This window comes from Paenibacillus catalpae (assembly GCF_900112695.1).
GTDB classification, from domain to species: domain Bacteria; phylum Bacillota; class Bacilli; order Paenibacillales; family Paenibacillaceae; genus Pristimantibacillus; species Pristimantibacillus catalpae.
In genome coordinates this window covers 1,131,261-1,156,083 of sequence record NZ_FOMT01000001.1, presented here as the reverse complement: position 1 = coordinate 1,156,083, position 24,823 = coordinate 1,131,261, and the positions used below count along the sequence as shown (strand labels likewise).

The following is a 24,823-nucleotide window of genomic DNA, read 5'->3' as shown; positions in this document are numbered from 1 at the left end:
TCTTTATCCTCATGTAGTCAAACGCGACCGCTCTACTGCTATATATCGGGCGACTGCATCCTCGTTGCTCGTGCCGACGATATGGTCCGCCAATTGTATAATTTGATCATGGGCATCGGCGACAGCAATTCTGGTGCCTGCCGATCGGAACATGCCAATGTCATTCAAGTTGTCTCCGAATACCGTTACATCTTTAAGCTCAGCGCCAACAAGTTGCGCCCATAATCGCGCACCTTCCCCTTTATTTGCCAAAGGATGACTCATTTCAAGAAAATAATGATCTTTAATATAAGCGTCTTTTGTGAACTCAATATGAACAAGCCCGCCGTATAACTGCTCGATCGTTTGCTTCAGAGGCTCAAGTTCCGTAAGCGAGCCGATGTAAGCAAGTATAAGCGGGCGGTAAGATTCAGCTATCACGAGATGTTCGTGCTCCTGAAAACGGGGATCCTCCGGTCTGCTGTTATAAAATGCCACATCCCCGATCCGGGACAGTTTCTCATGCAATACCTTCTCCTGATCGTCTTCATTCAGTGCAAACACGAGCGGCATAAGCCCAAGCGAACGTCCCGCTTCCATAATATCATTCGATAATTGCGGACTAAGAAAGTGACCGCCAATTACCCGCTTCGCAAGCGGATCATAAATCATTGCTCCATTATACAACACTATCGGGTAACGCCAAGGAATGGATGAAGTTACGCGCTGGGAACTTATATAACTTCGTGCCGTTGCATAACTGATTATTGTACCCGCTTCCATAGCTTCCGTCAGCTGAGCAATCGTATAATCCGACATGGACTGATCAGAACGAAGCAATGTGCCGTCTAGATCCGTTAAATAACAGGAAGGCATGAATGATTCCTCCAGAAGATAAGAATAGTCCGATCGAATTTCATTGATTTAATTGGGAAAAGCATGGATTGTATTCTGGCAATATTCATATTACAATCCGTCTATTATGAATAATTTTTCGTAAATTATATTACCGTCTTAAAGGAGAAATAGCAATGAATTCAAAAGAAATGGAACAGATTATCATTGAAAGGTATAAACAGGATGAAGATACCATGATTCTTGTGTTCGCACAATGGTGCGTGAATCATGGGCTGGATGCCGTAGAGCTGTATATGCGAGCCTACCCTCATCAAGTTAGCAATGGACGTCTGCTCGAAACGTTAGCATTAACGGCTCCCAAGGAAGAAGCCGGCGATATTGATGATGAAACCGTGCTTCAGGTGCTCTCGCTGTTTGGCAATGAAGAGCTTGCCTTTGTTGTGTCTGAGGAGATTGACCGTCGCCTTAAGAACAATCGTTAATGAACTTGTCCATAACAGCAATAGCCAACTATGGATGTAAGTTACCATAACTTTAATTATGTTAACTCATGTAGTAATTGCCGAACATATGCGCTATAATAGTCAGGCGAACATATGTTTGTTTACTGCAAATCAGTCATAGGAGGTCCAATGAAAGGCACGACTCATCTTACCATCGGCGTCGCAATAGGTTCAGCCGCTGCGGCCCATTATCCTTTTACCATGATGAATGCAGCTACTTATATTGCCGTTGCCGCATTCTCCGCCTTAAGCGCTGATCTTGACGGGCCTAGCCTATTAAGCTCGAAAGCAGGCAAGCTTTCCAAATGGCTTCATGGCCTTCTTCTAGGCAGCGGCTGGCTGCTGACCGCGGTTACGGCGTATTTGTACATAAGCGATCGTTACATGAACATCCCGCTGATCATTGCCTGCGCCACTCTTCTGCTCCTGGGGCTAGTCGTCCGGAGCGGTACGATCCGCAACGCGCTTGTAAGTATCGTTGGCGCCGCGCTGATCTACGGAGGTCTATCCATGAGCATGAGCTGGATGATTGGGTTTGGCGTATTTGTCGCTTGGGCTCCCTGGTTAAAGCACCGTGGATTAACCCACACCGTATGGGCCGTTATCGCATGGGGCGCGATTGCTTGGGGCCTTGAGAAGCAGCTCCAGCTCGAAGGCATCATGCAGATAGCCGTTGCCGGCTACTTGTCCCATCTGATTGCCGATACGCTGACGCCAAGCGGCGTGAAATGGCTGTATCCGTTGTTCAAGAAATCGTTCAAGGTCCCATTTCTATAATCGGCTCATTAGAAAAGACGCTTCAATGCCAAGTTCTCACCAGGTTGAAGCGTCTTTTCTTTAGGCCGGATATTAACGAAGAAATACGATATGGTCATTGCGGCAGTCGATGGTAAGGTCCTTGCCATCCATATACCACGCATCATTTTCCTCCATATAGAACGTAATGCCGTCTTCCACGGTCTTTACCGCGGGATAACGGGCTGTGTCCTTCATAATGCCGAAGGCGAAGGCGTCTTCTCCGCCGCCGCTGTAACGTACAAAGATGCGCACGCTGTCGTCATTCTTGAAACCCCATTCTTGTTTGAAAAGTGCCGTTGCGGCAGGAGTAACGCTCATTTTCATCGGTCTTTCACCTCCTCTTCCTCTTTCTTCACCCATAAGGAACCATTCCAATGTACCCGGTCAGAAAGAACGAGTGCGTCCGCCGTTTTGCTGCGGGGAACATTCACGGGCTTCCCCTCTACTTCTAGCAGTATGCGATCGCCATCGATTTCTAACACAATCCCGATCCGTTCGATTTTGCAAAATTTCTGCTGCTGATCCATTAACAACGACCCGCTCCCCGTAGCCTACAATTGGTGAATGGTAACCTCACTCCGAATGAGGAATCTGGCATTTGTTCCGGTTTGGCTGATTCCCTTCGAGATATAGATCATGCCGTTCTCCATCTGATGCATCCCTTTATAGATCCCTGCTTTAGGCAAAGCGCCTTTCCGCAAATACTTGAACAGGAACGGAAGATGGAACTGCATCCCGTGGAAATGTCCCGCCATCAAGTACGAAAACGGATGCTTGATATGCAGCACAACATTCGGGTCATGCGTCAAAATGATAGACGGCTTGGCAGGGTCAACCTTGGCAAATGCCCGATCCGGATCACTCTTTTTGCTGGTCCAATCATCAATGCCGATAAACTGATAATGCCCCATGTCAAGCACGTCATTGTGCAGCAGCCGTACGCCTTCAGCTTCCAGCATCTTAGTTAATAGCTGCAGAGCGTCGGAAGACAGATGATGATCATGATTCCCGTAAACCGCCAGGATCGGCACACCAGCCGAGGCAAGCTCCTTCAGGTAACGCTGTACCTTAGGCAGATACGGAGCAAGCTCTGTGAAATCTCCCGTTATGACAATATACGAGGGACGTTCTGTCCTTATTAACCGAACTAATCGGCTTGCGGAAATCCGAATATGCTCGATATGAATATCGCTGATTTGCAGTATTTTTATACCTGCCCCTGTCTTATAAGTCACCCGCTCCACCTTCAGCCATTGAGTCGGGACAATGAACAGACCATAGATCAGCGCAATGAGGGCTGCAAGCCCGATTAGAATATAGACGATTATACCAGCCTCCCTTGCTGCATGAAGAATTCACATCTTATTATCGTAAAAAACATGACGCGCCTTAAGCTCGCCCTCAATGATGCTCATGATGCCAAAAGAATACTGCGGCTGCTTGCGCTTTGCTGTCGCCGAGCCGGGGTTAAACAGCAGAATCCCGTTATGCTCCCTAAGAAACGGAATATGGGAATGGCCAAAGACGATCGCATCTACCTGCTTGGCGGTAAAAGATAAGGCTGCGTTCTGCTCCGCCTTCTTGCTGGAATATGGAAGATGGCCGTGCACCAAGCCGATCCGTTTGCCGCCTGCGGTCACGATCTTCTTATATCCAAGCTTCTTGACGATCGTTTCCCCGTCATTGTTGCCGGCTACCCCCTTCACGGGAGCAAACTTCGCTAACTCGCCGTAAACGGAAGAGCTGGTCCAATCCCCAGCATGCAGGATCAGATCAGCTTTCTCCAGCTCGACAAGCAATGGCGGCGGAAGAGCCTTTGCCATACGGGGCATATGGGTATCCGAGACGACTACGATTTTCATGGGAGCTGCACTCCTTTTACCTGACGAGTTCGGTTACTTAGGAATAATGCTGCACATGCTGAAGCGTCTGAATGAATATTTCCTTCACATGGTCATCGTCAAGCGAGTAATAGACCGTCTTGCCAGCCTTGCGCCGTTTGACGATCCGGACGTTGCGCAAGTACCGCAGTTGATGGGACACAGCCGATTGCGCCATATCGAGCACCTGGCATAGATCATGAACGCACAGCTCGCGGTCGAGCAGCGCATAAATCATTTTCACCCGGGTAGGATCACCCAGCGCCTTGAACAGCTCTGCCAGATCAAATGCCGTTTTCTCTTCTACTCTGGCATTTGCCAAATTATCGCTATGCAGCTCCGTGCCCAGACAGGAATCGTCACACTGATCATCGATCATTTTTTCCACTACGAGCACCACCTTATGTACATACCGACATTATAGCAGAAAAAGAAGAAGCTCCTCTATATAAGGAGCTTAATCGTCATTATGCGGTTTTATGCCCGTGCACACCAGCGGATGCATGCTTCCACCAATTGTTTCATTTCCCCCAGGACAAGAGAATGGAGGTTGTGAGCAGGCGTCAGGCAGCATACCCGTCCTTGGCCGTAAGGATGCGACCAGCCGCCAATCGATTCCCCGTCCTCCGAGAAGGTACGCATGAACACATTCGTGTTCAATTCATCACAATAAACGAAATAGTGCTCTTCTACCGATTCAAAGCCAAGCGACGGGTCAATGACAAAATGCTCCGATGAATCCTTTGCCGTGCTTACCACAGGTTCGAACCGGACCGGCTTTTGTTCAGGATGGTATTTGAAATACCCTCTTGTCATCGAGATGTACGCGCCGTCCGCCGGATAGGAGGCCAGGCCGGAATGCCAGGAAAACCAGCCGCCGCCTTCATACACGTACTGAAGCATCGCCTGCTCCGTATCGGGATCTAGCCAGTGAATCGGATTTTCGTCCGCCGGATTGATTTTATCGTCTTTGAAGAGGATGACCGCATCCGGCTTATCCTGAAGCGCCTTAGCCAGCCGGTCAACAGTTGCATAAGTCAGACTTACGTTGCCGCTTGCCAGCCATGAAGACAGACTCTCTTCAAGTCCTTCCGCAATAACCGACTCCGGATGATAGTAGTCACCGACTACAGCTAATAGTCTTTGCATGTGATGCCCTCCTCCGTAGTTATTTATCGTTCTCCAGCAACTCGACTAATACTTTAAGCTGAGGGATGCTGTCAAAATACGCATAACGTCCGCCGGTATATTCACCCTTCTGCTGCAGCTTCATGCCTTTGCTTTCCATGATGGCGATTTTCTCTTTCATGCCTTCTATCACAAAAGCGATATGATGCGGTCCCTCGCCATGCTCCTCCAGATAGTTCCGCCACGTGCTTGGATGGAAGTCCGGTTCAATCAGCTCCAGCTGAAGCGAATCCATATCGATAAAGGCAAGCTTGGCACGTGCCTGCGACGGTTCGCCCAGAAACTCGGTTTGTGCTTTATCCGGGGTATCCGTCCAGTTCCACGCCGGTTTATCTACACCAAAAAAATTCGCATACGCTTCACTTACCGCCTCGATGTCATGCACAAGAATCCCGATTTGAGTAATCATTTTCGTTCCGATTGCCGATTGGCCCATCTTCATACCCCTTTCTTTCCATACGCTTGGAGTTGGCAGGAACATGCAGCAGCCGTTACCGCCCTATTGGGAGGTTCGCCGTTCACCCAATGATCCCTGCCATCCCGCGCAAAAAAAGATTAGAGCCCAAGCATACGCAAGGCATTCTGAACGGCCGCCTTCAGTTCTTCCTTTTCTGCACCGTCCAAAAATGCCGCTTCCGCACTGTTTACGGTCAGCTGCGCCAGCTCCTGAAGCGTAAATCCGCAATGTTCGGCCAGCATCTCATATTCGAGATTCATCGTTGTTCCCGAAACCGTCATATTATCCGTGTTCACGGTAACCAGAAGTCCCTGTTCCATAAATAGGCGAATCGGGTACGCGTCCCAGCCTGTAACGGCTTTGGTCTGAATATTGCTGACCGGACACATCTCAAGTGGTGTACGGGTAGATTTAACTAATTCTATGACGGCAGGATCTTCCGTAATACGGACGCCATGGCCAATCCGTCTTGCGCCAAGTCTCGCAATTGATTCTCTTACATTGTCAGCGCCGCCTGCTTCACCGGCATGGATCGTGATTGGAAGCTCGTAACGGGCTGCCAGCTCGAACACGTCATGATGCAGCGCAGGCGGGAAGCCCGCTTCATCACCGGCCAAATCAACCGCAACAACACCTTTGCCGTAATAATCGCGTGCGGCTTCGATTACCTCGAGGTTTTTCTCGACAGAATCATGACGCATGCAGATGACGATGACTCTTGCTTTGACACCAAACGTTTGTTCGCCCCTTTGTAATCCGGCAATGGTATGCAAGATAGCCTCCCTTGCCGACAAGCCTTCCAGGGTGTGCAGCATAGGAGCGAAACGGACCTCCACATAAAGACAGCCCGAGGCAGCCGCTTGCTCGACAACCTCCTCTGCAATACGCTCAAGCGATTCAGCGGTCTGCATGAACGGCAGCACGAAATCAAATTTGCTCAAATATTCAATCAGGCTGGAACAAGTCTCGTCAATTTGCATCCATGGCGTGAGATCGCCTTCCGCTCCTTCGGGCAGCGCTTTTCCCTGTGCCCTCGCGAGCTCCCGAATCGTCTCCGGCTTTACACTGCCGTCCAAATGCACATGCAGATCGATCTTGGGCAGCCGTCTGATTTGTTCTTGTAAGGGTTGATCCAATATGTACACCTTCCTTATCGTTCATTAACGGATAACTAAAACGGCATCTCCCTTCCTGCAGCAAGCCGAAAGGTGGATACCGTTTCTCTCCATATAATTTACTATGTTTGATCATAAACATCCAGTGCGGCCTGCAGCCCCGCTCCGGTATGAACTCTAGCTCCGTGCCGGATTAATACGGCTTCAAGCGCACCTAGCACCTGCAGCACGTTCTGTTGCCTGCAGCTGTAACCCATCGTACCGATCCGCCATATTTTCCCCTTCAAACTGCCAAACGAGCTGGCAATTTCAATCCCAAACATGTTCAAGAGCAAGCTGCGGACAGATTCGCCGTCTACGCCCTCCGGTATTGTAATACAGGTAACCACAGGAAGCTTGCAATTCGGATCCCCGTACAAGCTTAGGCCCATCGCTTCCAGCCCGGCTACGAGCGCCGATTCATTAAGACGGTGACGGGCGAAGCGCTCTTCAAGCCCTTCCTCAAGCACCAGGCGAAGACCCTCGCGCAGCGCATAGAGCATGGAAGTCATCTCCGTATGGTGATTCAGCCGGGCAGGGCTCCAGTAGTCCTGCAGCTGAGCGAGATCGAAGTAATTGCTGCGGATGACAGGCGGCCGGACCGAAGCGTTATAGGCATCTATGTCGGCTGCCGTGCGCAAGCCTCGCTCAATCGTCTTGCGGGCGTTAATTTTGGCCGCTGCGATAGCATTGTACGTAATCGGGGCCATGCCGGAAGGGACGGACAAGCATTTTTGCGTGCCCCCGATGACCGCATCCATACACCATTCGTCCGTAAGAACCGGCACGCCGCCGATGGTCGCAACCGCATCTACGACAAAGAGAATGCCTAACTCGCGGCATGCCTTGCCAATCTCGGCAAGCGGCTGCATCCGGCCGGTGGAAGTCTCCCCGTGCACCATCAGCACAAGTGCCGGCTTCTCCTTATGAATGGCGCTGATCACTTCCTCGGGATCAAAGACGGTTCCCCATTCCTTCTCGATATAAGCGACCTCCGCGCCAACCCGCTCCGCAATCTCATACAGCAAATGGCCGAACCGGCCATAGATCGGAATCAGCACTTTATCTCCCGGCTCGATCAGACTGGTTAACACCGCTTCAATGCCGGAACGGGAAGTTCCGTCAACCGGAAAAGCCCATTGATTCGTTGTGCGGAACAAGGAGCGGAGCATTTCCATCGTATCGTTCATGTAAGAAGTGAATTCAGGGTCGAATTGGCCCAGAATCGGATAAGAAAGCGCCCGAAGCACTCTTGGGTCCACTTCAACCGGACCAGGGGTCATGATCGTTCTTTGGGATGGCGCTAGCTCGGCGTATCGTTTCATGGCAATATCCCCTCATAAGCTAACTCGTATAATAAAGCGGCCAATACGGATACTCCCTCGGCCAGCTCTTCAGGCGATGTATATTCCTGCGGCGAATGGCTGATACCTGACTTGCTTGGCACAAACAGCATCGCTGTTGGGCAATGTGCGGTGAACATTTGAGCATCATGGCCTGCTCCGCTCACGATCCTGCGGTACGGAAGGGACAGATCATTGGAGATCCGTTCCAGCTTGTCGCTCAGCTCCCGGCTCATCGGCGCGGGCTTTGCCTCCAGCCATGGGACGATTGTCAGCTCAAGCCCCCTCCACTTGGCAATGTCATTAAACTTCGCAATCGCGTTCTCGCAAAACTTCGTTATCACCGTTTCATCAATGTGACGGATATCAACGGTAAAGCTTACCTCTCCCGGCACGACGTTTGGCGTATTTGGTATGCACTCGATCCGGCCAACCGTCGCAACGAGCGGTTCTCCGCTCACCAGCGCATCGGCCTCAAGCTGCAGCACCATCTCGGACGCTCCAACCAGGGCGTCGTGACGCATGGACATCGGCGTTGTTCCCGCGTGATTTGTCTCGCCGCGGACGGTTACGACATAGCGGCGCTGACCGACAATCGCTTCCACAATACCAATCCGTTTGCGCTGGCGCTCCAGTACCGGTCCCTGCTCGATATGAATCTCGACAAAGGCTCCGATATTCTCCAGCGTGCTTGCTTCCTGTTCGGGTTTGCCAAAGCCGGCTGCTTCCATCGCTTCCTGGAGGCTAATGCCGTCGGTGTCAAAGACAATCCCGCCGCTCTGCCAGTCATAAACGCCTGTCATATGGCCGGAGCCCCAATAGGTTAGAGGGAAGCGGCTGCCTTCCTCCTCGCAGAAGGAGACGATCTCTAAGGTATTCACCGGCTGACCGTACGTATCCTTCAAGTAGGTTACGGCCGCAATGCCTGCCGCAATGCCGTATGCACCGTCGTATTGGCCGCCTGAGCGCACCGTATCGATATGCGATCCGGTCAGAATAACCGGTGCCTCCTTGCTGCTTCCTTCCAAACGCCCGAACAGATTGCCCACTCTGTCGAACCGGACATCCATCCCAAGCGATTTCATCCGCTCCGCCAGGAATAACTGCGCCTGCAGCCATTCGGGGGTATACAAAAGACGGGTAACGCCTCCCTGGTCGTCTGCGCCAAAGGAGGCAAGCTCATCTAGAAGGCGGGACACAAAGGAGGCCGCTTCTTGTTCCATCGGTATCCTCATCGTAAACAGCCTCCTGTTATGGGGTTTGTTGTGGGGCATTAACAGGCTTAAGCAATAGCTTCCCTTGCTTTGCCGCATAAACGCCATTCTCTTCGGTATAGACCGTTACGCCTCTAACCAGCGTTGTTGTCACCTTGCAGGCAAATTCCCGGCCAAGGTACGGACTTACTTTATGCCTTTGCCATAATTGATCATCTGTAAGCGTATAAGAGCGGTTTGGATCCACAATGACGAGATCTGCATCTGCCCCTTCCGCTATTAGACCCTTCTGCGGATAGAGGCCGAATCGCTTGGCAGGTCCCACGGATAATAGATCAATCAGTTTATGAAGCGGAATTTCTCTTTTTACCCAGCCTTCGCCCAGCATAATCTCGAGGCTGCTTTGCGCACCTGCAATACCGCCCCATGCTTCGAAGAAAGACAGAGACTCGTCAAACTTGAGCTCCGGCGGGCAAGGGGAATGATCGGAAGCGATCACATCCAGTTTGCCTTCCGCCACCAGCCGCCACAGACCTTCCTTCTGCTCCGCACTCCGAAGCGGCGGCGCGCATTTGGCTGCAGGACCGATACTTGCCATATCTTCCTCCGTCAGCAGGAGATAATGCGGGCATGTCTCCACGGTAACCTTAGCTCCGCGCTTCTTCGCCCGATCAATCAGCTCAACGGCCTCTACGCTGCTGATATGGACAAAATGAACCTCGCAGCCCGTCTGCTCCGAGAACAGGATCGCTTTGTTAACCGCCTCCAGCTCGGCAATAACCGGACGGGAGAGGACGAAGGCACGGGCATCCGTCCGTCCTTCCTGCACGGCTTGTTCCGCCAAGCGGGAGGTGATTGCATCACTTTCCGCATGTAGGGCAACAAAGCCTCCTAATGCCGAGATTATCTTCATTCCTTCAAATAATGTTAAGTCGTCCACCTCGCGGAAGCGGCCTTCGCCTTCTCCGCCCGGATTGGACATAAAGGCCTTAAAACCGCGTATCCCCTCGGCTGCCATCTTTTCCAGCTGATCCAGCTTGCCTGGAACAAGGCCGCCCCAGAAGGTATAATCAACCGCCGAATTCCCTTCGGCCAGCTTACCCTTCAAGGCCAGCGCTTCCGGCGTTACCGTCGGCGGGTTGCCGTTAAGCGGCATATCCGCATAAGCGGTGCAGCCGCCGGCAGCTAATGCGGCCGAGCCGGTAGCGAAGCCTTCCCAATGACCGAAGTTTGGTTCATTAAAGTGAACATGAATATCGATCATGCCTGGAAGCACGTATTTGCCTTCTGCATCCAGGACATCATGCGCGGCAGAATCGGCAAGCGATTCGGAGATGGCTGCGATTTTACCCCCAATAATGCCAATGTCTAAGGGATAGGTTCCGTCCGGAAGAACAACCTGCCCGTTCCGAATCATGCGGTCAAATACCTGGTTCATTTTGCAGCCTCCTTCTCTTCAGCTTCCCCGATAGGTGCTGTAGCCGCCCGGAGCGACCAGCAGCGGAATATGATAATGGGAATTGGCATCCGCGACATAGAAGCGGATGGGTATACGGTCGAACACGGGTTCGGCTTCGAGAATATGACGCCTTTTCTCATCCCGGAAGTAGTCTCCTGCACAGAAAACAATCTCGTACACCGCGGCCAGCATCTCTTCACTGTCAAGCAGCGGAGCAGCCAGCCGTCCATCCTCGTTTGTTGCTGCCGTGCGCAATTGAGTACGGCCTTCCACGAAACCCGATTCCGTAGATTCTATTAACCAGAGCTCAACCTGCAGACCTGTCGCAGGCTTGCCCCGGGATGTGTCCAATACATGGGTTGTGATTCGTCCGCCGCTCATACGCTTCACTCTCCGTCCGAAGTTAAATCTTCTTGCGTCATCGTAAAGCCTTGGAACCCGTATGGAGGGCGAGGCTCGGTATAGACGCCAGCCGGATCCGTCTCCGTATTGTCCACAATCGTCTCCCAGGTCCGGTTATTCGATTCGAATCTCACTTCGGCCAGCTGTGGGAAGCGGGTGAGAATACGGCGTCCAACTTGATAAATCAGGAATTGGATCGATGGGGATTTCATTTCATGGAACACGTTATGGGTGATATCCCGGATTTGCTCGGCAGGGACATATCCGCCAAGTCCGGCGTCAACCGCATTTTCCGTTTGATCATATTTCCAGAAGATATCCAGGAAGATGAACAGAGGCCGGTCATAGCTTTCCGGCAGCGTCGTATATTCGTCGCGGACAAAGCCGTAGAACGAGCTTCCGCTTACCTTAATCAGCTGCAGATCCGTGGTCGCGCACTCATGCGACGCAATGACAGGGGCACCGTTTTCCCGCACCAGCTTCATCGTTGCGCTGGCGTGATCGTTATGCGAACGGCGGTAGACAAGCGGACTTGGCTCAAGACCGTCCTTCGCTGCCGAAGCCACATCCAGCGTATGGAACGGGATGCGGTCCGCACTCAGCTCAACGGCGTCAATGTGGGGGTAGCGCTCCATAAACTTCTTGCTGATAAAAGAAAGCAAGCCTTCCGTTGTGCTGCCTTCGTACGCGGCTGTGTGGCGAAGGATAAAGTTTTTCATGGAATCCGTAGCGACAACAAGCGAGTTATCTCCTTCGGTGAAGGACGTGAGCAGCTGCTCGCCGCTTACGGCAAACGTAATATTATGGGCAAAGATGACATTGCTGTCACCGGTATAGGCAGATTCGGGAACAGCTTTAACGGATAACGGCTTAGCATAAGTGCGATAGGTGAGGACATCACCTTTTCCATAATAAAGAGTACGACCGCTGCGGAGTTTAAGCATAATGACCAATCCCTTCTATTCCGTAATAAGATCATGTAACCGAAATTTCGTAATGCGGGCGATTTGCCATAAGGCTTCGTCAGCCTCTTCCTCCGAGCTGTTGTTCATCCTTGCTTCCATGGCAGCTAAAATATCGGATTTATCCTTGCCGCGAACGGCCAGGATAAACGGAAAACCAAATTTGCCGGTATATTCGCGGTTTCTTGACGTAAACACCTCGAACTCTTCTTGCGACAGCCTGTCGAGCCCCGCTCCCAGCTGCTCCAGTGTTGAATACTCGCCAATCTTGATACGTGTAGCCAGATCGGGATGCTCCCGGAACAATGCGATTTTCTTCTCCTCCGGCGATTGAAGCACAACCTTCACCATGGCGTCATGCAGTTCATCTGCCGTGCGGAAGGGCCTGGCGTCAAAAGCAAGCTCTGCGACCCAAGGCGAATGCTCGAAGATAGCGCCAAGCGCTTCGACGAATTGCTCCCTGTTCATCTCATTAACCGCTGATAGATTCAGATTCATAGGACTCCTTCCTCCACTCTATCGCTTTTTGTACCGCTCTCTTAATACCGCCGTAACCGGTGCATCGGCAAATATTGCCGGATAACGCTTCTTCAATCTGGAGCGGTGTAGGATCCGGGTTATGATCAAGCAATGCCTTCACCGATATGATCATCCCCGGCGTACAATAACCGCATTGGAAGCCGCCTTCCTCGAGAAATGCGCGTTGGATCGGATCTATTCCGCCGGCGGACACGCCTTCTATCGTTGTGATCGATTTGCCCGAGCATTGATAGGCCATCGTCAGGCAGGAATTGACAGGCACGCCGTCGACCATGACCATACAGGCGCCGCATCTGCCGATATCGCAGGAACGCTTTGTTCCCGTCATCGCCAGATCATCTCGAAGCACATGAAGCAGGCGTTTGGCGGGCGGAACATTCAAGTTGATCTCATGACCGTTGAGTGTACATGGAATCGAGCTCGCCTCCAGCGGAGTTAAGGGTCTCATCGAATCTTTCATTCTCCGCTCACCGCCTTCTCTAGTAATTGATCGAAAGATTGTGCGAGCAAGAGCTCCGGATCTATCGGGAGCTTCGTAACCCGAATGCCAACCGCGTCATAGATTGCCGCTGCGATAGCTGGAGCCAGCGTTACCGAGCCAACTTCTCCGATGCCACGCGGACCGTGACTATCGTCTTCCGGGAGCTCTTCGATCGCCTGTACATCAATGGTTCCGCGGTGCTCAGCTATGGTCGGTACGAGATACGTATCCAGGTTTTTCGTCAAATATTGGCCGCCGCTCATGACGGCGTCTTCTGTCAGGGCAAAGCCCAGTGCCATGCTGCTGCCGCCTTCAATCTGTCCAAGGAAGCCCTGCGGATTCATAACCGGGCCGGCAGCTACCGCATGATATTGATGAAGCAGCCGGACACGTCCGGTCAATTGATTTACTTCGACCTTCACCGCAACAGCCGAATACGTGTAGAGAAAATGCGCGCCTACCTTCTCGGTTGCTGAAGTCGGAAAGTGGAATGTGGTCGTGCAGGTGACGGGCTCGCCGCAAGCGGCTGCCAGTGCCGGATAGGTGATCAGGCACTCTTCCGCGGATGAATCGGGATTGACCACGATGGCGTAGACTCCGCCTTCGCCAAACCGCAGCTGCCTGGCAGGAAACTTAACGAACTCTGCCGCCTTGCTTAGAACAGCCTCTTCAAACAGCGGCCGAAGGTTCTGCAGCGACTTCCACATCATGCTTGTTGCCCGGGACGCGGTTGTTGAGCCGCTGTCCGGCACCACATCCGAATCGCCGATAATGATGCGGATGTCTTCGGAAGCGAATCCGAACTGTTCTATCAGCATTTGTTCCAATGTAGCGATCAGACCTTGACCAAACTCTTCATAACTGAATACCGCTTCGATCTTGCCGTCTGCGGCGAGCGTCAATCGTCCCCCTGCCGGATCGGGAATGCCAAAGCCAAGTCCGGCTCCGTGCATCGTAAAAGCTGCTCCGATTCCGGTTCGGATCCAAGGCTCAGCTTGCTGCTCTTCAGTGCCAAGCTTGCCCCGCTCCTGCCATAATGTGCTTGCTGTCATGGCGGATGAGACTTGTTTGGCGCCTTCCGTCAGGGCAATCGGCTGGTCAAACGGGCCGGGATCTTCTGATTTCCTCATATTGCGGAGCCTGAGCTCCCAAGGATCGAGGCCAAGCTTTTCCGCCAGACGATCGAACTGTCCTTCCAAGGCGAATATCGCCTGATTGCCGCCGAATCCCCGGAACTCGCCGGACATGCCGTTATTGGTATAGACGGAGAAGCCGTCCACATCGAGATTGTCATAGCGGTAAGGGCCAATCACATGCTCTACCGCAAAGTTCAGCACTTCCGCACCAAGCGTGGCATAGGGTCCCGTATCCGCGATAATTCTTACTTGATGGGCAATCAGCTTGCCGCTGCAGTCAACGCCCGTCTTCATCGAAATCTTCATCGGATGCCGCTTTAATCCAGCTCGGACCGACTCCCATCTGGAGTTATGGAGCTTCACCGGCCGATTGGTTATACGGGCGAGCAGTGCTCCATAAGGCTGAACGTTCAGCTCGTCTTTGCCGCCAAATGATCCGCCAATCGGGCTGGATACGATGCGGATATCGCTTTGCGGTATGGCCAAAATGCGGGCCAGCTGCATCCTGTCCATAAAGCCGTGTTGGGTAGGAGCATAGACGGTTAGACGACCATCTTCACCAAAGATGAACAATCCGCCCTCGGTTTCCATGTACGTATGCATCTGCCGCGGCGTATAGTAGGTTTCCTCCACGACATGTGCACAGTTATCGAAGCCGGTTATCACATCGCCGCGCTTGAACCCGTTCCGATGAAGCAGATTGCCTTGCGAATGAAGAGAAGGGGCGTCGTCCGTGAGCGCATACTCCGCATCGTCCACGATTGGAAGCACCTCGTAATCCACTTCAATTAACCGAAGGGCTTGCTCTGCAATAGCGATCGTGTCCGCCGCTACGGCTGCTACCGCATCTCCGACATACCGCACCCGATCCTCGCATAGAACCGGCTGGTCGGGATGAGCGATTCCGAACCGGTTCAGCCCCGGTACATCTTTATGGGTAATGACGGCATGAACGCCTTCCAGCGCTGCGGCTTGTTCCGTTCGGATAGCCGTAATCCGCGCATGCGGATGAGGGCTCCGCAGTACTCGGCCAATCAGCATATCAGGAGCTGTCATATCGGTGAGATAAGCCAGCTTGCCGGTTACTTTGTCAGGCCCGTCTGGACGAACTCGCCAACGCGCCCCGCTTCCTTTCCGATTCAACAGCATGGTTGACCACCCGTCCTCTCTTTACCTTGAAACGCCGGTGTGAAACGCGCTATGCCACCTAAGGTTGGCATAGCCGTTTCATCTTGAATTCTAAGAATTAATACGTTTCACCTTACCGCTTTCCATAACTCCGAGGCGATTAGATTCGCCGCCGCTTTCTTGCGATAACTGACCGGCACGAAGGCATCTCCCTTAGGCTCGTATTGTTCGAGGATAAGTGCATATACCTCGGTAATGGTCTTCTTATTCGCGAGCTGGCCATTCAAGAACAATTCGGCTGTCTCCAGGCGATGCGGGATCGTTTGCCCTCCTCCAAGTGCAAGACGCACATCGCTCAGCCGGGTGTCCGAATCCAGCTGCATGCTTAATGCGGCCGTTACGACGGATGGAGTAAATGCGTCCCTTCTGCCGACTTTATGGTAAGCGACGAATCGCTTCGTATTCGAATCCATAGTTGGCTGCGTCAGTTCGATAGAGATAAGCAGCCGTTCTTTCCAGGCTGCATGTACAGGCGCGGTGGAAAGCCATTCCGACAATGGCTCCTTAAGTCCATTCGAGCCGTCATGCCAATGCAAGACAGGATCATAGATGAGCAATGCCGGTATCGAATCGCCGACCATCGAGAGAACGTTCCCGCCGATCGTCGCCAGATTGCGTATCGACGGTGCCGCTATGCTGCGGGCCGCTTCCGTCAGAAGCGGAAATCTCGTATTCACCTGCGGACTGGTACGAATATCCGACAATGTCAGCATCGCTCCAAAGCCGCCTGTTCCCGTCTCGCTGTCCAACTCTAGTCCATGCAGCTCTTCAATTTCCCCGATGTTAATGAGATGGTTCGGCATGGCCGCCAGCCCTGATTCCCATTGTGTCCGCAAAAGCGTACCTCCTGCGGTGAACACGCCTTCCGCCCCAAGCGTTGCCTTAAGCTGCCAAGCTTCTGCAGCGCTTCTTGGATGCCATACGAAAGGTGCTTCAGCCACTCCTTGTGCATTCGCAGCCATTACGCCATCCCCTTTTCGTTAAAATCTTTGTTCGCGAATATAAGGTATACCCAGTGATTCCGGAGAGCCTGACGGTTTATTGCGGTTGCGCCAGCCGAGGAACATCAGAACGAGAATCGTAACGATATAAGGAATCATCTTCAGGAAGTAGGAGGGAATCTCGCTGCCGATCAATTGGATGCGGAAGCCGATCGTATCCAGTGCGCCGAAGAAGTAGGCACAGAACAAGGCGCGTATCGGATTCCATCTGGCAAAAATGATCAGGGCTACTGCAATCCAGCCTCTGCCTGCTGTCATGCCTTCAATCCAGGTTGGCGAATACACCATGAGCAGATCCGCTCCGGCAAGACCAATCAGCATCGAGCCAATAACGATATAGCCGTAACGGAAGGTTTGAACCCGGATGCCCATCACATCGGCCGTTGGCGGGTTATCGCCAATCGCTCTCAGATGAAGGCCCCATGACGTGCGGTGAATGTATAAGTGCAGAACGATCACAAGAATGAAGCTGAACCAGGTCAAAATATCAAGATGTGCGAATATTCCGCCAATAACAGGTACATTTTCAAGGAAGTTCAGATTCACCTTGGGAACCGCGCCGGCAACCGGCTGGCCGGTAATGCTTTTGCCAAGATAAGCGCTTAGCCCCGTACCAAATAATGTTAAGGCCAGACCGCTTACAATCTGATTCGCCCTCAGCGTCACGCACATGAAAGCATGAACGACGCCAAGCACTGCACTAATCGCGCAAGCAGCCATCAAGGCAAGGGCTAGATTGCCGGTATTCAGGTAAGTCATGCAGGCGATTACCGCCCCCATCAGCATTAGACCTTCCGCACCTAGCTGGATAATGCCTGAACGTTCGATCAGAATGCCGCCCAACGTTGCGAATAAGAGAGGCGTGCCGGAAGAGATGGCAGCTACAACGATTTGTACGAATATATCCATGGTCTACACCACCCCTTCTATCCGTTTCTCCGGATTCGGAATTTGCTGGCCATGCTGCCTGCGATCAGGAAGAACAGGATCGCTCCTTGAATCATTGATGAGATGGAAGAAGGAAGGCCAATCGTTTGAACGCTGAAGCCTCCAACAATCAGCCCGCCAAACAGGAACGAAGAGATCACAAGTCCAAGCGGATTCAGCTTCGCAAGCCAGGCAACGATAATCGCCGTATACCCGTAGCCCGGGGAAATCCCGTACATTAAACGGTGAGTTACGCCCGACACTTCAGCCATTCCCGCAAGGCCTGCCATCCCGCCGCTGATCAGCATAACGAGCAGAATATGACGGCTGATCTTGATGCCTGCGTTTTTCGCCGCTTCCGGGTTTGCGCCAATCAGACGGAGCTCATAACCCCAGCGGGTGTATTTCATCAGAAAGGCGTACAGCAGGACGGCGATAATCGCGAAGACTAACCCCAGATGAAGCCTTGTATCCCCCAGTACGGGCAGCGACTGTGCATCTGTAAATACCGGAGTACCCGGGAAGTTAAAGCCTTTTGGATCCTTCCAGGGACCAAATACGAAATAGTTCAAAGCTAGCATTGCCACGTAGTTCAGCATGAGTGAAGTGATGAGTTCATTCACCTGGAAGTACGTGCGGGGAATAGCCGTCAAAAGCCCCCATATCCCGCCGCCGAGAATACTAAATACGATCATTGCCGGAATGACTAGATAGACAGGCATATTCGGAAAATAGACCGTGACCGCCGTGGCTGCCATCGCGCCGGCGAGAAATTGCCCTTCCGCCCCGATATTCCAGACGGAGATGCGGTATGCAATCGCAACGCCAATGCCGCACAAGAGGAGCGGGATCGATTTGACCAGTGTCTCGGTAATGCCAAACGTTGTACCAAAAGCTCCGGTAATCATTTTGGAATAGACGGTGATCGGATTCATGCCGTTGGCTGCAATAAAGATACCGCAAAAGACCAGAGCAAGCAGGACGGAGATAATCGTCATCCACCATGGACTTTCTTTCCTGGTAGGATCCAGCTCGATTCTTAGAGACAGCAGCTTGCTGCGGCGTGGTGTTAGATCAGGTTGTTCGATTGCCAGGGTGTTTTGAACCGGCTGCTTGCTCATATGACCTTCTCCTCCTCTGCGTCGCCTTCGTCCCGTACGCCGGCCATGTACAAACCGATCTGCTCGCGGGTCGCTTCGCCTCTGGCCAATTCACCAACCATGCGGCCGTTATAGATTACTAATATGCGGTCGGACAGCTGCATAACCTCATCCAGATCCTCCGAAATAAGAAGGATGCTTTTTCCTTGTCCGCGCATTTCCGTTAACAGGCGGTGAACGCCTTCCGTCGCACCAACATCGAGCCCTTGCGTAGGGTGAACCGCCACCATGAAGAGTGGGTCCTGATCAACCTCCCTGGCAAACAGCAGTTTCTGCTGATTACCGCCGGATAATTGTCTGACCGGCGTATCCAGCCCCGGCGTCCTCACATCGAACTGTTCAACAAGCGACTGCGACCAGCTGCGGTTCGCTCTGGAACGAAGGAATCCGTAGCGGGAGCGTTTGCGGTAAGATTTAAACAGCAGGTTATCCACAATGCCAAGGCTTCCGGCAAGTCCGCTTTTCATCCGGTTCTCCGGCACATGGGCAATGCGGGCTTCGATTGCTCCGCGGACCGAGGCGTTCTTGAGCGGGCTGCCGTTAAAGGTAATGCTCCCCTTATGCCAGGAGCGGAGTCCCGTCAGCACTTCCGCAAGCTCCTTTTGACCGTTGCCTGCTACACCCGCAACGCCAACGATTTCGCCTTCATGAACCTGGAACTCCATTTGATTCAGTGCTTTGCGTCCATGATCCGCGTAGACATCCAGCTGATCCACGATCAGGAGCGGCTTGCCCTTCGGACGGCTTGCCAGCGGCTTCTGTGCAGTCAACTCCTTGCCGACCATCAATCTCGCAAGCTCACGCTCGTTCGTCTCGCTTTTCTCCATCGTATGCGTGAGCTTGCCTTTGCGCATGATCGAGATGCTGTCGGAAATCGCCATCACTTCTTTTAATTTATGAGTCGTAATAATGACGGTCTTGCCTTCTGCTTTCAGTTGAGCCAGCGTCTCGAACAGCTGATCCGCCTCTCCTGGCGTCAGTACCGATGTTGGCTCATCCAGAATAATCAGATCGGCTCCGCGATAGAGCGTCTTGACGATTTCAACCCGCTGCTGCTCGCCTACGGAAAGCTGCCAGATCGGACGGTCAACCGGAAAGGTTAAGCCGAACCTGGTAGCAATGGCTTCAATTTCTTCCTGCTTCTTCTTCATCCATCCCGGGCCACGCCAGAAGGATGTTTTCTCCCCAAGAATAATGTTCTCCGCAGCGGTTAACGTCTGTACGAGCCGGAAGTTCTGGAACACCATTCCGATCCCGAGTTTCATGGCATCCTTTGGCGAGCGAATTTTTACTTTCTCGCCATGGATATAAATCTCGCCGCTGGTGGGACGGTAGACGCCGGACAACATACACATCATCGTGCTTTTGCCGGCGCCGTTCTCCCCTAGCAGCGCGTGAATCTCTCCGGCCTTGGCCTTGAAATCGACATGGTCATTTGCTGTGACGGAGCCGAATTGCTTGACGATGCCCTGCATTTCTACGGAGTAGGTTTCGAGCATTCGCGCTTCCTCCTTAAAAGAATTGTCACTTCAAACAGCCTGGTTATAGGCCGTTCGTGATGATTCTTGCTTCGTAAGCATGTGCTTAAAGAATTATCACCTCAAACAGCCTGATTTTGGGCTGTTCGTGATGATTCTTGCTTCGTAAGCCTTCGCTTAAAGAATTGTCACCCCAAACAGCCTGGAAGCCTATAAATCAACAAATCCCTTGAGTAAGGGATTTGTTGATCGGCCGCTTTTGGACTGGCTTAAGGTTATTGAGGAATAGTTCCTTCTACGCCCTTGACGAACCAGTTCATCTCAAGAATGTTCTCAAGACTCATTGTTTGGCCTGCTTCCAGCTTCGAAGCGCCGGATGCATCTGTAATCGGACCGCTGAATACATCCAGCTCGCCGCTTAAGATTTTTGCTTTCGCATCTTCAACCAGCTTCTTCACATCGTCTGGAATGCTAGGTCCAAGCGGAGCAAGACCAACCATGCCATCTACCATATCGCCGGAGTATTGCTCGCTCTTCCATGTTCCGTCGATTACGGATTGGACAACTTTCGTATAATATGGACCCCAGTTCCATGTCGGGTTCGTTAAGTAAGCTTCCGGTGCATAACGGGTCATGTCGGAGTCATTACCGCCAGCAAGCGCGCCGCGCTCCGCTGCCGCTTGGAGCGTTGCAGGGGAATCCTGATAAGCAAGCAGGACGTCTGCTCCTTTATCCAGCAAGCTGATCGCCGCTTGGCGTTCGGCTGTCGGATCATACCAGGTATTGCTCCATACCACGTCTAACTTGGCATCCGGATTTACGCTTTGAATGCCAAGCGCAAAGGCGTTGATGTTATAGATAACTTCAGGAATCGGGAAGGCTCCAACGTAACCGATCACATTCGATTTCGTCATCTTGCCTGCAGCGATACCGCTCAGGTAACTCGCTTCATAGTTCTTGCCGAAATAAGTGCTCATATTGTCCGCCGTTTTGTAGCCGGCAGTGTGCATGAATTTTACATCCGGGAATTTCTTCGCAACATTCAGCGTGTAGTCCATATAACCAAAGCTTGTTGTGAAGATGATGTCATGGTTTTGAGCCAGCTCTGTAATGACGCGTTCCGCATCCGCGCTTTCCGGTACATTTTCTACCGTGTCAGCTTTAATGCCAAGCTTCTCTTCCATGTACTTCCTGCCGTTGTCATGCTCGAAGGTCCAGCCGCCGTCTCCAGGAGGTCCGATGTATACGAATGCGACACGCGGCAGCTTCTTTCCGCTGTCTGTTGCTGCCGGATCTGACGATGTCTGAGCATTGCCGTTATTCGCCGCTTCGTTTGTCTTATTATTGTTGCTGCTGGAACATGCGGACAAGATCACGATCATAAGTACAAGTAATGCCAACCCCGCTGTGCGTGCTTTTACAAGATGTTTCATATAGTTCCTCCCCGACTCTCTATCATCATCATGACCGGAATGGATGATGTAGTCTCAATATACTTCCACGTTATTACAACGTCAATATATCTGACATGAGATTGGAAAGAGGTCTAAAATAACGAATCCTCATTGTGCGCGATGCACGTCTAACTGGATTCCTATGTAATAATAGATGACATTCTAGCTGTGATCTCTAAAATATCGATATCGCCGCTCCGCCACGCGAAGACTATTCTCATCATCTACATCGAGCAGCAGCTCTGCATCCTCGCCGTCAAATTTCACAATCTCTCCGGCATATTCCGGTGATCCGAACAGCTTGCGAGCTCCCATGTCCCCCTTCAGCCCGCGAAGCGCGCCGAACATCGTATTTCGGAGGACTGCAGGCGGCATAACGACCCCATCCACTGAGGATGCAGCAAAATCAATCTCCGGCCGATCTCCTATTACAGCAAAAAGACGCCGCACCATAGCAGCCGTGACAAAAGGTTGGTCACCAAGCCCGATCATGACCGCATCGGGCTTCGGGAGGCTGGATAGCGCGGCGTCTACACCGGCACGTATGGAATACGACATCCCAAGACTGGCTTCTTCGCAGACGACAATATGAAGTTGAGAGGAAAAGCGAGGATCATGCCTTACCTCTTGCAGCCAAACTAGAGGATCATCCGGACGGACCACGACGTGAACCCGCCCGATTTCGCTAGAGAGTAGAGCACGAAGCGCCATACTGCCGAGTGCTACGCCCGGCGAAAGCTCGAGCGGCAGCTTCGGCTTGCCCATGCGGCTGCTCTGTCCCGCTGCCAAATAGATTCCAGATATGTTCATGCCGCTCCCCCTTTTGACGATTACTCACTTGTCTATCCCGCCATTCCTTGCGAAGCACTATCAACTCTGCAGCAATACTGACCGCAATTTCATAAGGACCTTCGGCGCCAATGGACAATCCAATAGGAGCTTTCACATGATCAGGCGGAACTTCCCCATTAAACAGCATTCCGATACGTTTGGTTGAGCCCATCACTCCGATATACCTCGGCTTTGATTCCAATGTCCACTCTATCATTTCACGATCGTAATAGAGGTGATGACTGCAAACGATGACGGCATCTTCTCCGTTCAGATCCAGCATCTCTTTAAGCTGCGCCGGAGTTCCCAGGCAATGCTCAGCTCCAGGGAATGAAGCCAGCAGTCCCGGTCGCCAATCCGCAACCACAACATGGAAGCTGCTTTGCGTCAGGAGCTGATAGATCGGAACCGCATCCGGCCCGGCGCCAAACAGAATAACACGCTGCCGATTAGATAAAAGAACGCTGAACTGCCAGTCGCAGGGCTCCTCAGAAGCGGAGGATGCAATCATAAGCTCGTAACTAAGCTCCTGTCCCCGAAGGCTGCGAACTAGCGTCGCTTCCCTTCCGCCATTCAACAGCTCGAGTGCTGCCATCAAGATGCTTCTCAGCTCTCCTGCAACCGGCTCAAGAAGTACGCGGATTATCCCTCCGCAGCCAACGGATTCCCCCCAGATCGGGTCCTCATCCGGCTCCATGTTATATTCCGTTACTTCATATCGGTCGGCTTCCCATACAAGGGATACTCGCTCATGCAGATCCGACTCAATACAACCCGGACTTATCGTGCCGACGGACTCTCCGCTTGACATGAGCAGCATAGCCGCTCCTGCTTTCCGGTACGCATGACCTTCTACCTCAATGATGGTTGCAAGGACTGCCGGCTGTTCAAGCTGCCGGATCGCCCGCAAGATGTTGATCATATCCATCGGCAATCCCTCCTATAGTGCTTTGCGAAGCAAAACTTACTTCGTAAGCATTCGCTTAAAGAATGATCACATAAATAGCTTGGATAGGCTGTTTAAGATGCTTCTTGCATCGTAAGCATAAGCTTATAAACTCCCGGATGAAGCCTGCGCTTTTTGGAACCAGCTGATTAGAGTCTTGCCAGCAACTCCTTCAGCGTCCGGTCCGCCTCACGCAGCACCAACGGTTTGTCTACGGTCTTCATGATTCTGCTTTCCATCACAATCTGACCGTCGATCATGACGGTATCCACATCGCCGCGTGTTGCCGCATAGACCACTCTGGAATACCAGTCCGCATCAAACGACGGATAGACATGGAAGTCTTCCAAATCCAGCAGCTGCAGATCCGCAAGCTTGCCGACCTCGATACTGCCGATTTTGTCCTCAAGACCAAGCACATGCGCTCCGCCCATTGTAGCCATTCGAAGCACTGTCTTGGCATTCATGACGGTTGGACCATGCTTCACCTTTTGGATAAAGGCAGTCAGACGCATCTCCTGGAACATATCCAGATTGTTATTGCAAGGCGCTCCGTCAGCGCCAATCCCTACATGAATGCCTTCCTCCAGCAATTCCGGCACCTCTGCGATACCAGAAGCAAGCTTCAGGTTTGAACCCGGACAATGGGTAACCTTCACGCCTCTTTCCCGAATAATCCGCTTCTCGTCTTCATCCAGCCAGATGCTGTGTGCCAGAATGAGATTAGGCCGTGCAAGTCCGATATGATCCAGGTAGACGACGTTGCGCATCCCCCGTTCCGATTCTACGATCGAGATTTCTTCCTTGTTCTCCGACGCATGGGTATGTACCTTCACGCCGTATTGGGCAGACAAATCTCTCACACCGATCAGAAGCTCTTCCGTACAGGAAACGACAAATCGCGGGCAAAAAGCATATTCGATCCGCCCCCCTGCGGCTCCATGCCATTTCTCAAGCAGCTCTACGCTTTCCTTCAGCGACTGATCCGTCTTCTCTTGAAGAGCAGGCGGAACCTCCGTCCCGTGATCCATCATCACTTTGCCTGATACAGCACGGATGCCACTTTCGAGAATTGCCTGGAATGCCGACTCCGTATGGCTCACGGTCTCCATGTCAAGAATGGTCGTTGTCCCGCTGCGGATCAGTTCTCCAATGCCAAGCAAGGCTGAATAATATACCGATTCCTCATTATGGGCAGCTTCGAGCGGCCAAATCCGCTGTCTCAGCCAATCAATCAACTCCAAATCATCGGCTCTTCCGCGGAACAGGGTTTGACACAGGTGAATATGAGTTTGAATAAAACCCGGAAGAAGAACTTTTCCGCCCGCATCGATAACGCGTTCCACCTCATTTTCCGGAATATTCGGACCAATTCGGGTAATCTTGTTGCCTGTTACGAGCACATCGCCAATTAAAATATCGTCAGCTGCATTCATCGTCATTACGACGGCATTACGGATTAGAATCGAACTCATGTGTACCGC

General features: G+C 52.2%; 27 protein-coding genes. 2 read left to right on the top strand and 25 right to left on the bottom strand.

The annotated features are described in order from the left end of the window. Window positions 1-9: 9 nt before the first annotated feature. Window positions 10-855, bottom strand: coding sequence for an HAD-IIB family hydrolase (locus tag BM200_RS04815; protein WP_091181926.1), 846 nt, complete (start codon window positions 853-855; stop codon window positions 10-12). A gap of 155 nt (window positions 856-1,010) precedes the next feature. Between BM200_RS04815 and BM200_RS04810 the strand changes: the two genes are divergently transcribed. Both BM200_RS04810 and BM200_RS04805 read left to right on the top strand, forming a co-directional pair. Then, window positions 1,011-1,319 carry a hypothetical protein gene (locus tag BM200_RS04810; protein ID WP_091181924.1) on the top strand — a complete coding sequence of 103 codons (309 nt, stop codon included), beginning with the start codon at window positions 1,011-1,013 and terminating at the stop codon, window positions 1,317-1,319. A gap of 150 nt (window positions 1,320-1,469) precedes the next feature. Next, window positions 1,470-2,117, top strand: a complete 648-nt coding sequence (locus BM200_RS04805; protein WP_091181921.1) for a metal-dependent hydrolase — start codon at window positions 1,470-1,472, stop codon at window positions 2,115-2,117. A 72-nt stretch (window positions 2,118-2,189) separates the two neighbouring features. On the opposite strand, the gene BM200_RS04800 is transcribed toward BM200_RS04805, so the two are convergent. From BM200_RS04800 to BM200_RS04685, 24 genes are all read right to left on the bottom strand, one after another. Beyond that, the gene (locus tag BM200_RS04800) at window positions 2,190-2,462 is read right to left on the bottom strand and encodes a HesB/YadR/YfhF family protein (RefSeq protein ID WP_091181920.1); all 273 of its coding nucleotides are present in this window, start codon (window positions 2,460-2,462) and stop codon (window positions 2,190-2,192) included. Next, window positions 2,459-2,665: a hypothetical protein gene (locus BM200_RS04795; protein ID WP_091181918.1), complete on the bottom strand. Its 207-nt coding sequence runs from the start codon at window positions 2,663-2,665 to the stop codon at window positions 2,459-2,461. The genes BM200_RS04800 and BM200_RS04795 overlap by 4 nt, the downstream gene beginning before the upstream one ends. Window positions 2,666-2,689: 24 nt before the next feature. Next, window positions 2,690-3,373 carry a metallophosphoesterase gene (locus tag BM200_RS04790; protein WP_245772892.1) on the bottom strand — a complete coding sequence of 228 codons (684 nt, stop codon included), beginning with the start codon at window positions 3,371-3,373 and terminating at the stop codon, window positions 2,690-2,692. Between the two features lie 120 nt (window positions 3,374-3,493). Further along, window positions 3,494-4,000, bottom strand: a complete 507-nt coding sequence (locus BM200_RS04785; protein ID WP_091181913.1) for a metallophosphoesterase family protein — start codon at window positions 3,998-4,000, stop codon at window positions 3,494-3,496. Window positions 4,001-4,037: 37 nt separating this feature from the next. Then, window positions 4,038-4,406: an ArsR/SmtB family transcription factor gene (locus BM200_RS04780; protein WP_091181910.1), complete on the bottom strand. Its 369-nt coding sequence runs from the start codon at window positions 4,404-4,406 to the stop codon at window positions 4,038-4,040. A gap of 89 nt (window positions 4,407-4,495) precedes the next feature. Next, entirely contained in the window at window positions 4,496-5,167 is a 672-nt protein-coding gene (locus tag BM200_RS04775; RefSeq protein ID WP_091181908.1) for a ThuA domain-containing protein, read from the bottom strand. Window positions 5,168-5,186: 19 nt separating this feature from the next. Next, window positions 5,187-5,642, bottom strand: a complete 456-nt coding sequence (locus BM200_RS04770; protein ID WP_091181905.1) for a VOC family protein — start codon at window positions 5,640-5,642, stop codon at window positions 5,187-5,189. Window positions 5,643-5,761: 119 nt separating this feature from the next. After that, on the bottom strand, window positions 5,762-6,808 hold the full coding sequence (gene add / locus BM200_RS04765; protein WP_245772891.1) for an adenosine deaminase: 1,047 nt from the start codon (window positions 6,806-6,808) through the stop codon (window positions 5,762-5,764). 92 nt (window positions 6,809-6,900) lie between these two features. Then, entirely contained in the window at window positions 6,901-8,142 is a 1,242-nt protein-coding gene (locus tag BM200_RS04760) for a pyridoxal-phosphate-dependent aminotransferase family protein (RefSeq protein WP_091181902.1), read from the bottom strand. After that, entirely contained in the window at window positions 8,139-9,395 is a 1,257-nt protein-coding gene (gene allC, locus BM200_RS04755; protein WP_091181899.1) for an allantoate deiminase, read from the bottom strand. Before allC ends, BM200_RS04760 begins: the two co-directional genes overlap by 4 nt. A gap of 16 nt (window positions 9,396-9,411) precedes the next feature. Beyond that, complete coding sequence (locus BM200_RS04750) at window positions 9,412-10,812, bottom strand: allantoinase (RefSeq protein ID WP_091181898.1); 1,401 nt, start codon at window positions 10,810-10,812, stop codon at window positions 9,412-9,414. Window positions 10,813-10,830: 18 nt separating this feature from the next. Continuing rightward, on the bottom strand, window positions 10,831-11,214 hold the full coding sequence (gene uraH, locus BM200_RS04745) for a hydroxyisourate hydrolase (protein WP_091181895.1): 384 nt from the start codon (window positions 11,212-11,214) through the stop codon (window positions 10,831-10,833). Between the two features lie 5 nt (window positions 11,215-11,219). Next, the gene (pucL, locus tag BM200_RS04740) at window positions 11,220-12,179 is read right to left on the bottom strand and encodes a factor-independent urate hydroxylase (protein WP_091181894.1); all 960 of its coding nucleotides are present in this window, start codon (window positions 12,177-12,179) and stop codon (window positions 11,220-11,222) included. A 15-nt stretch (window positions 12,180-12,194) separates the two neighbouring features. Further along, window positions 12,195-12,695 (bottom strand): 2-oxo-4-hydroxy-4-carboxy-5-ureidoimidazoline decarboxylase, encoded by a 501-nt coding sequence (uraD, locus tag BM200_RS04735; protein WP_091181891.1) that lies wholly within the window; start codon window positions 12,693-12,695, stop codon window positions 12,195-12,197. Then, window positions 12,670-13,197: a (2Fe-2S)-binding protein gene (locus BM200_RS04730; RefSeq protein ID WP_091181888.1), complete on the bottom strand. Its 528-nt coding sequence runs from the start codon at window positions 13,195-13,197 to the stop codon at window positions 12,670-12,672. Before BM200_RS04730 ends, uraD begins: the two co-directional genes overlap by 26 nt. Then, window positions 13,194-15,503 carry a xanthine dehydrogenase subunit D gene (gene pucD, locus BM200_RS04725; RefSeq protein ID WP_091181885.1) on the bottom strand — a complete coding sequence of 770 codons (2,310 nt, stop codon included), beginning with the start codon at window positions 15,501-15,503 and terminating at the stop codon, window positions 13,194-13,196. Before pucD ends, BM200_RS04730 begins: the two co-directional genes overlap by 4 nt. A gap of 107 nt (window positions 15,504-15,610) precedes the next feature. After that, window positions 15,611-16,504, bottom strand: coding sequence for an FAD binding domain-containing protein (locus tag BM200_RS04720; RefSeq protein WP_091181883.1), 894 nt, complete (start codon window positions 16,502-16,504; stop codon window positions 15,611-15,613). Between the two features lie 18 nt (window positions 16,505-16,522). Further along, window positions 16,523-17,452, bottom strand: coding sequence for an ABC transporter permease (locus tag BM200_RS04715; protein ID WP_091181880.1), 930 nt, complete (start codon window positions 17,450-17,452; stop codon window positions 16,523-16,525). Window positions 17,453-17,469: 17 nt separating this feature from the next. Continuing rightward, window positions 17,470-18,591 carry an ABC transporter permease gene (locus BM200_RS04710; RefSeq protein ID WP_091181877.1) on the bottom strand — a complete coding sequence of 374 codons (1,122 nt, stop codon included), beginning with the start codon at window positions 18,589-18,591 and terminating at the stop codon, window positions 17,470-17,472. Continuing rightward, complete coding sequence (locus BM200_RS04705) at window positions 18,588-20,129, bottom strand: ABC transporter ATP-binding protein (protein ID WP_091181875.1); 1,542 nt, start codon at window positions 20,127-20,129, stop codon at window positions 18,588-18,590. Before BM200_RS04705 ends, BM200_RS04710 begins: the two co-directional genes overlap by 4 nt. Before the next feature lie 254 nt (window positions 20,130-20,383). Beyond that, window positions 20,384-21,541 (bottom strand): BMP family ABC transporter substrate-binding protein, encoded by a 1,158-nt coding sequence (locus tag BM200_RS04700; protein ID WP_091181872.1) that lies wholly within the window; start codon window positions 21,539-21,541, stop codon window positions 20,384-20,386. 183 nt (window positions 21,542-21,724) lie between these two features. Further along, the gene (locus tag BM200_RS30300; protein WP_245772936.1) at window positions 21,725-22,366 is read right to left on the bottom strand and encodes a nucleotidyltransferase family protein; all 642 of its coding nucleotides are present in this window, start codon (window positions 22,364-22,366) and stop codon (window positions 21,725-21,727) included. Continuing rightward, complete coding sequence (locus BM200_RS04690) at window positions 22,248-23,321, bottom strand: XdhC family protein (RefSeq protein WP_091181867.1); 1,074 nt, start codon at window positions 23,319-23,321, stop codon at window positions 22,248-22,250. Before BM200_RS04690 ends, BM200_RS30300 begins: the two co-directional genes overlap by 119 nt. A gap of 167 nt (window positions 23,322-23,488) precedes the next feature. Next, on the bottom strand, window positions 23,489-24,814 hold the full coding sequence (locus BM200_RS04685) for a 5'-deoxyadenosine deaminase (RefSeq protein WP_091181865.1): 1,326 nt from the start codon (window positions 24,812-24,814) through the stop codon (window positions 23,489-23,491). Window positions 24,815-24,823 lie beyond the last annotated feature (9 nt).

Excerpts from the sequence above, each read along its gene's own strand:
- BM200_RS04800 (WP_091181920.1), bottom strand. The coding sequence starts at position 2,462 with ATGAAAATGAGCGTTACTCCTGCCGCAACGGCACTTTTCAAACAAGAA.
- BM200_RS04775 (WP_091181908.1), bottom strand. The coding sequence starts at position 5,167 with ATGCAAAGACTATTAGCTGTAGTCGGTGACTACTATCATCCGGAGTCG.
- BM200_RS04810 (WP_091181924.1), top strand. The coding sequence starts at position 1,011 with ATGAATTCAAAAGAAATGGAACAGATTATCATTGAAAGGTATAAACAG.
- pucL (WP_091181894.1), bottom strand. The coding sequence starts at position 12,179 with ATGCTTAAACTCCGCAGCGGTCGTACTCTTTATTATGGAAAAGGTGAT.
- BM200_RS04720 (WP_091181883.1), bottom strand. The coding sequence starts at position 16,504 with ATGGCTGCGAATGCACAAGGAGTGGCTGAAGCACCTTTCGTATGGCAT.
- allC (WP_091181899.1), bottom strand. The coding sequence starts at position 9,395 with ATGAGGATACCGATGGAACAAGAAGCGGCCTCCTTTGTGTCCCGCCTT.
- BM200_RS04760 (WP_091181902.1), bottom strand. The coding sequence starts at position 8,142 with ATGAAACGATACGCCGAGCTAGCGCCATCCCAAAGAACGATCATGACC.
- BM200_RS04710 (WP_091181877.1), bottom strand. The coding sequence starts at position 18,591 with ATGAGCAAGCAGCCGGTTCAAAACACCCTGGCAATCGAACAACCTGAT.
- BM200_RS04700 (WP_091181872.1), bottom strand. The coding sequence starts at position 21,541 with ATGAAACATCTTGTAAAAGCACGCACAGCGGGGTTGGCATTACTTGTA.
- uraH (WP_091181895.1), bottom strand. The coding sequence starts at position 11,214 with ATGAGCGGCGGACGAATCACAACCCATGTATTGGACACATCCCGGGGC.
- BM200_RS04805 (WP_091181921.1), top strand. The coding sequence starts at position 1,470 with ATGAAAGGCACGACTCATCTTACCATCGGCGTCGCAATAGGTTCAGCC.
- BM200_RS04770 (WP_091181905.1), bottom strand. The coding sequence starts at position 5,642 with ATGGGCCAATCGGCAATCGGAACGAAAATGATTACTCAAATCGGGATT.
- BM200_RS04685 (WP_091181865.1), bottom strand. The coding sequence starts at position 24,814 with ATGAGTTCGATTCTAATCCGTAATGCCGTCGTAATGACGATGAATGCA.
- BM200_RS04815 (WP_091181926.1), bottom strand. The coding sequence starts at position 855 with ATGCCTTCCTGTTATTTAACGGATCTAGACGGCACATTGCTTCGTTCT.
- pucD (WP_091181885.1), bottom strand. The coding sequence starts at position 15,503 with ATGCTGTTGAATCGGAAAGGAAGCGGGGCGCGTTGGCGAGTTCGTCCA.
- BM200_RS04690 (WP_091181867.1), bottom strand. The coding sequence starts at position 23,321 with ATGGATATGATCAACATCTTGCGGGCGATCCGGCAGCTTGAACAGCCG.
- BM200_RS04795 (WP_091181918.1), bottom strand. The coding sequence starts at position 2,665 with ATGGATCAGCAGCAGAAATTTTGCAAAATCGAACGGATCGGGATTGTG.
- BM200_RS04715 (WP_091181880.1), bottom strand. The coding sequence starts at position 17,452 with ATGGATATATTCGTACAAATCGTTGTAGCTGCCATCTCTTCCGGCACG.
- BM200_RS04730 (WP_091181888.1), bottom strand. The coding sequence starts at position 13,197 with ATGAAAGATTCGATGAGACCCTTAACTCCGCTGGAGGCGAGCTCGATT.
- BM200_RS04705 (WP_091181875.1), bottom strand. The coding sequence starts at position 20,129 with ATGCTCGAAACCTACTCCGTAGAAATGCAGGGCATCGTCAAGCAATTC.
- BM200_RS04750 (WP_091181898.1), bottom strand. The coding sequence starts at position 10,812 with ATGAACCAGGTATTTGACCGCATGATTCGGAACGGGCAGGTTGTTCTT.
- uraD (WP_091181891.1), bottom strand. The coding sequence starts at position 12,695 with ATGAATCTGAATCTATCAGCGGTTAATGAGATGAACAGGGAGCAATTC.
- BM200_RS04785 (WP_091181913.1), bottom strand. The coding sequence starts at position 4,000 with ATGAAAATCGTAGTCGTCTCGGATACCCATATGCCCCGTATGGCAAAG.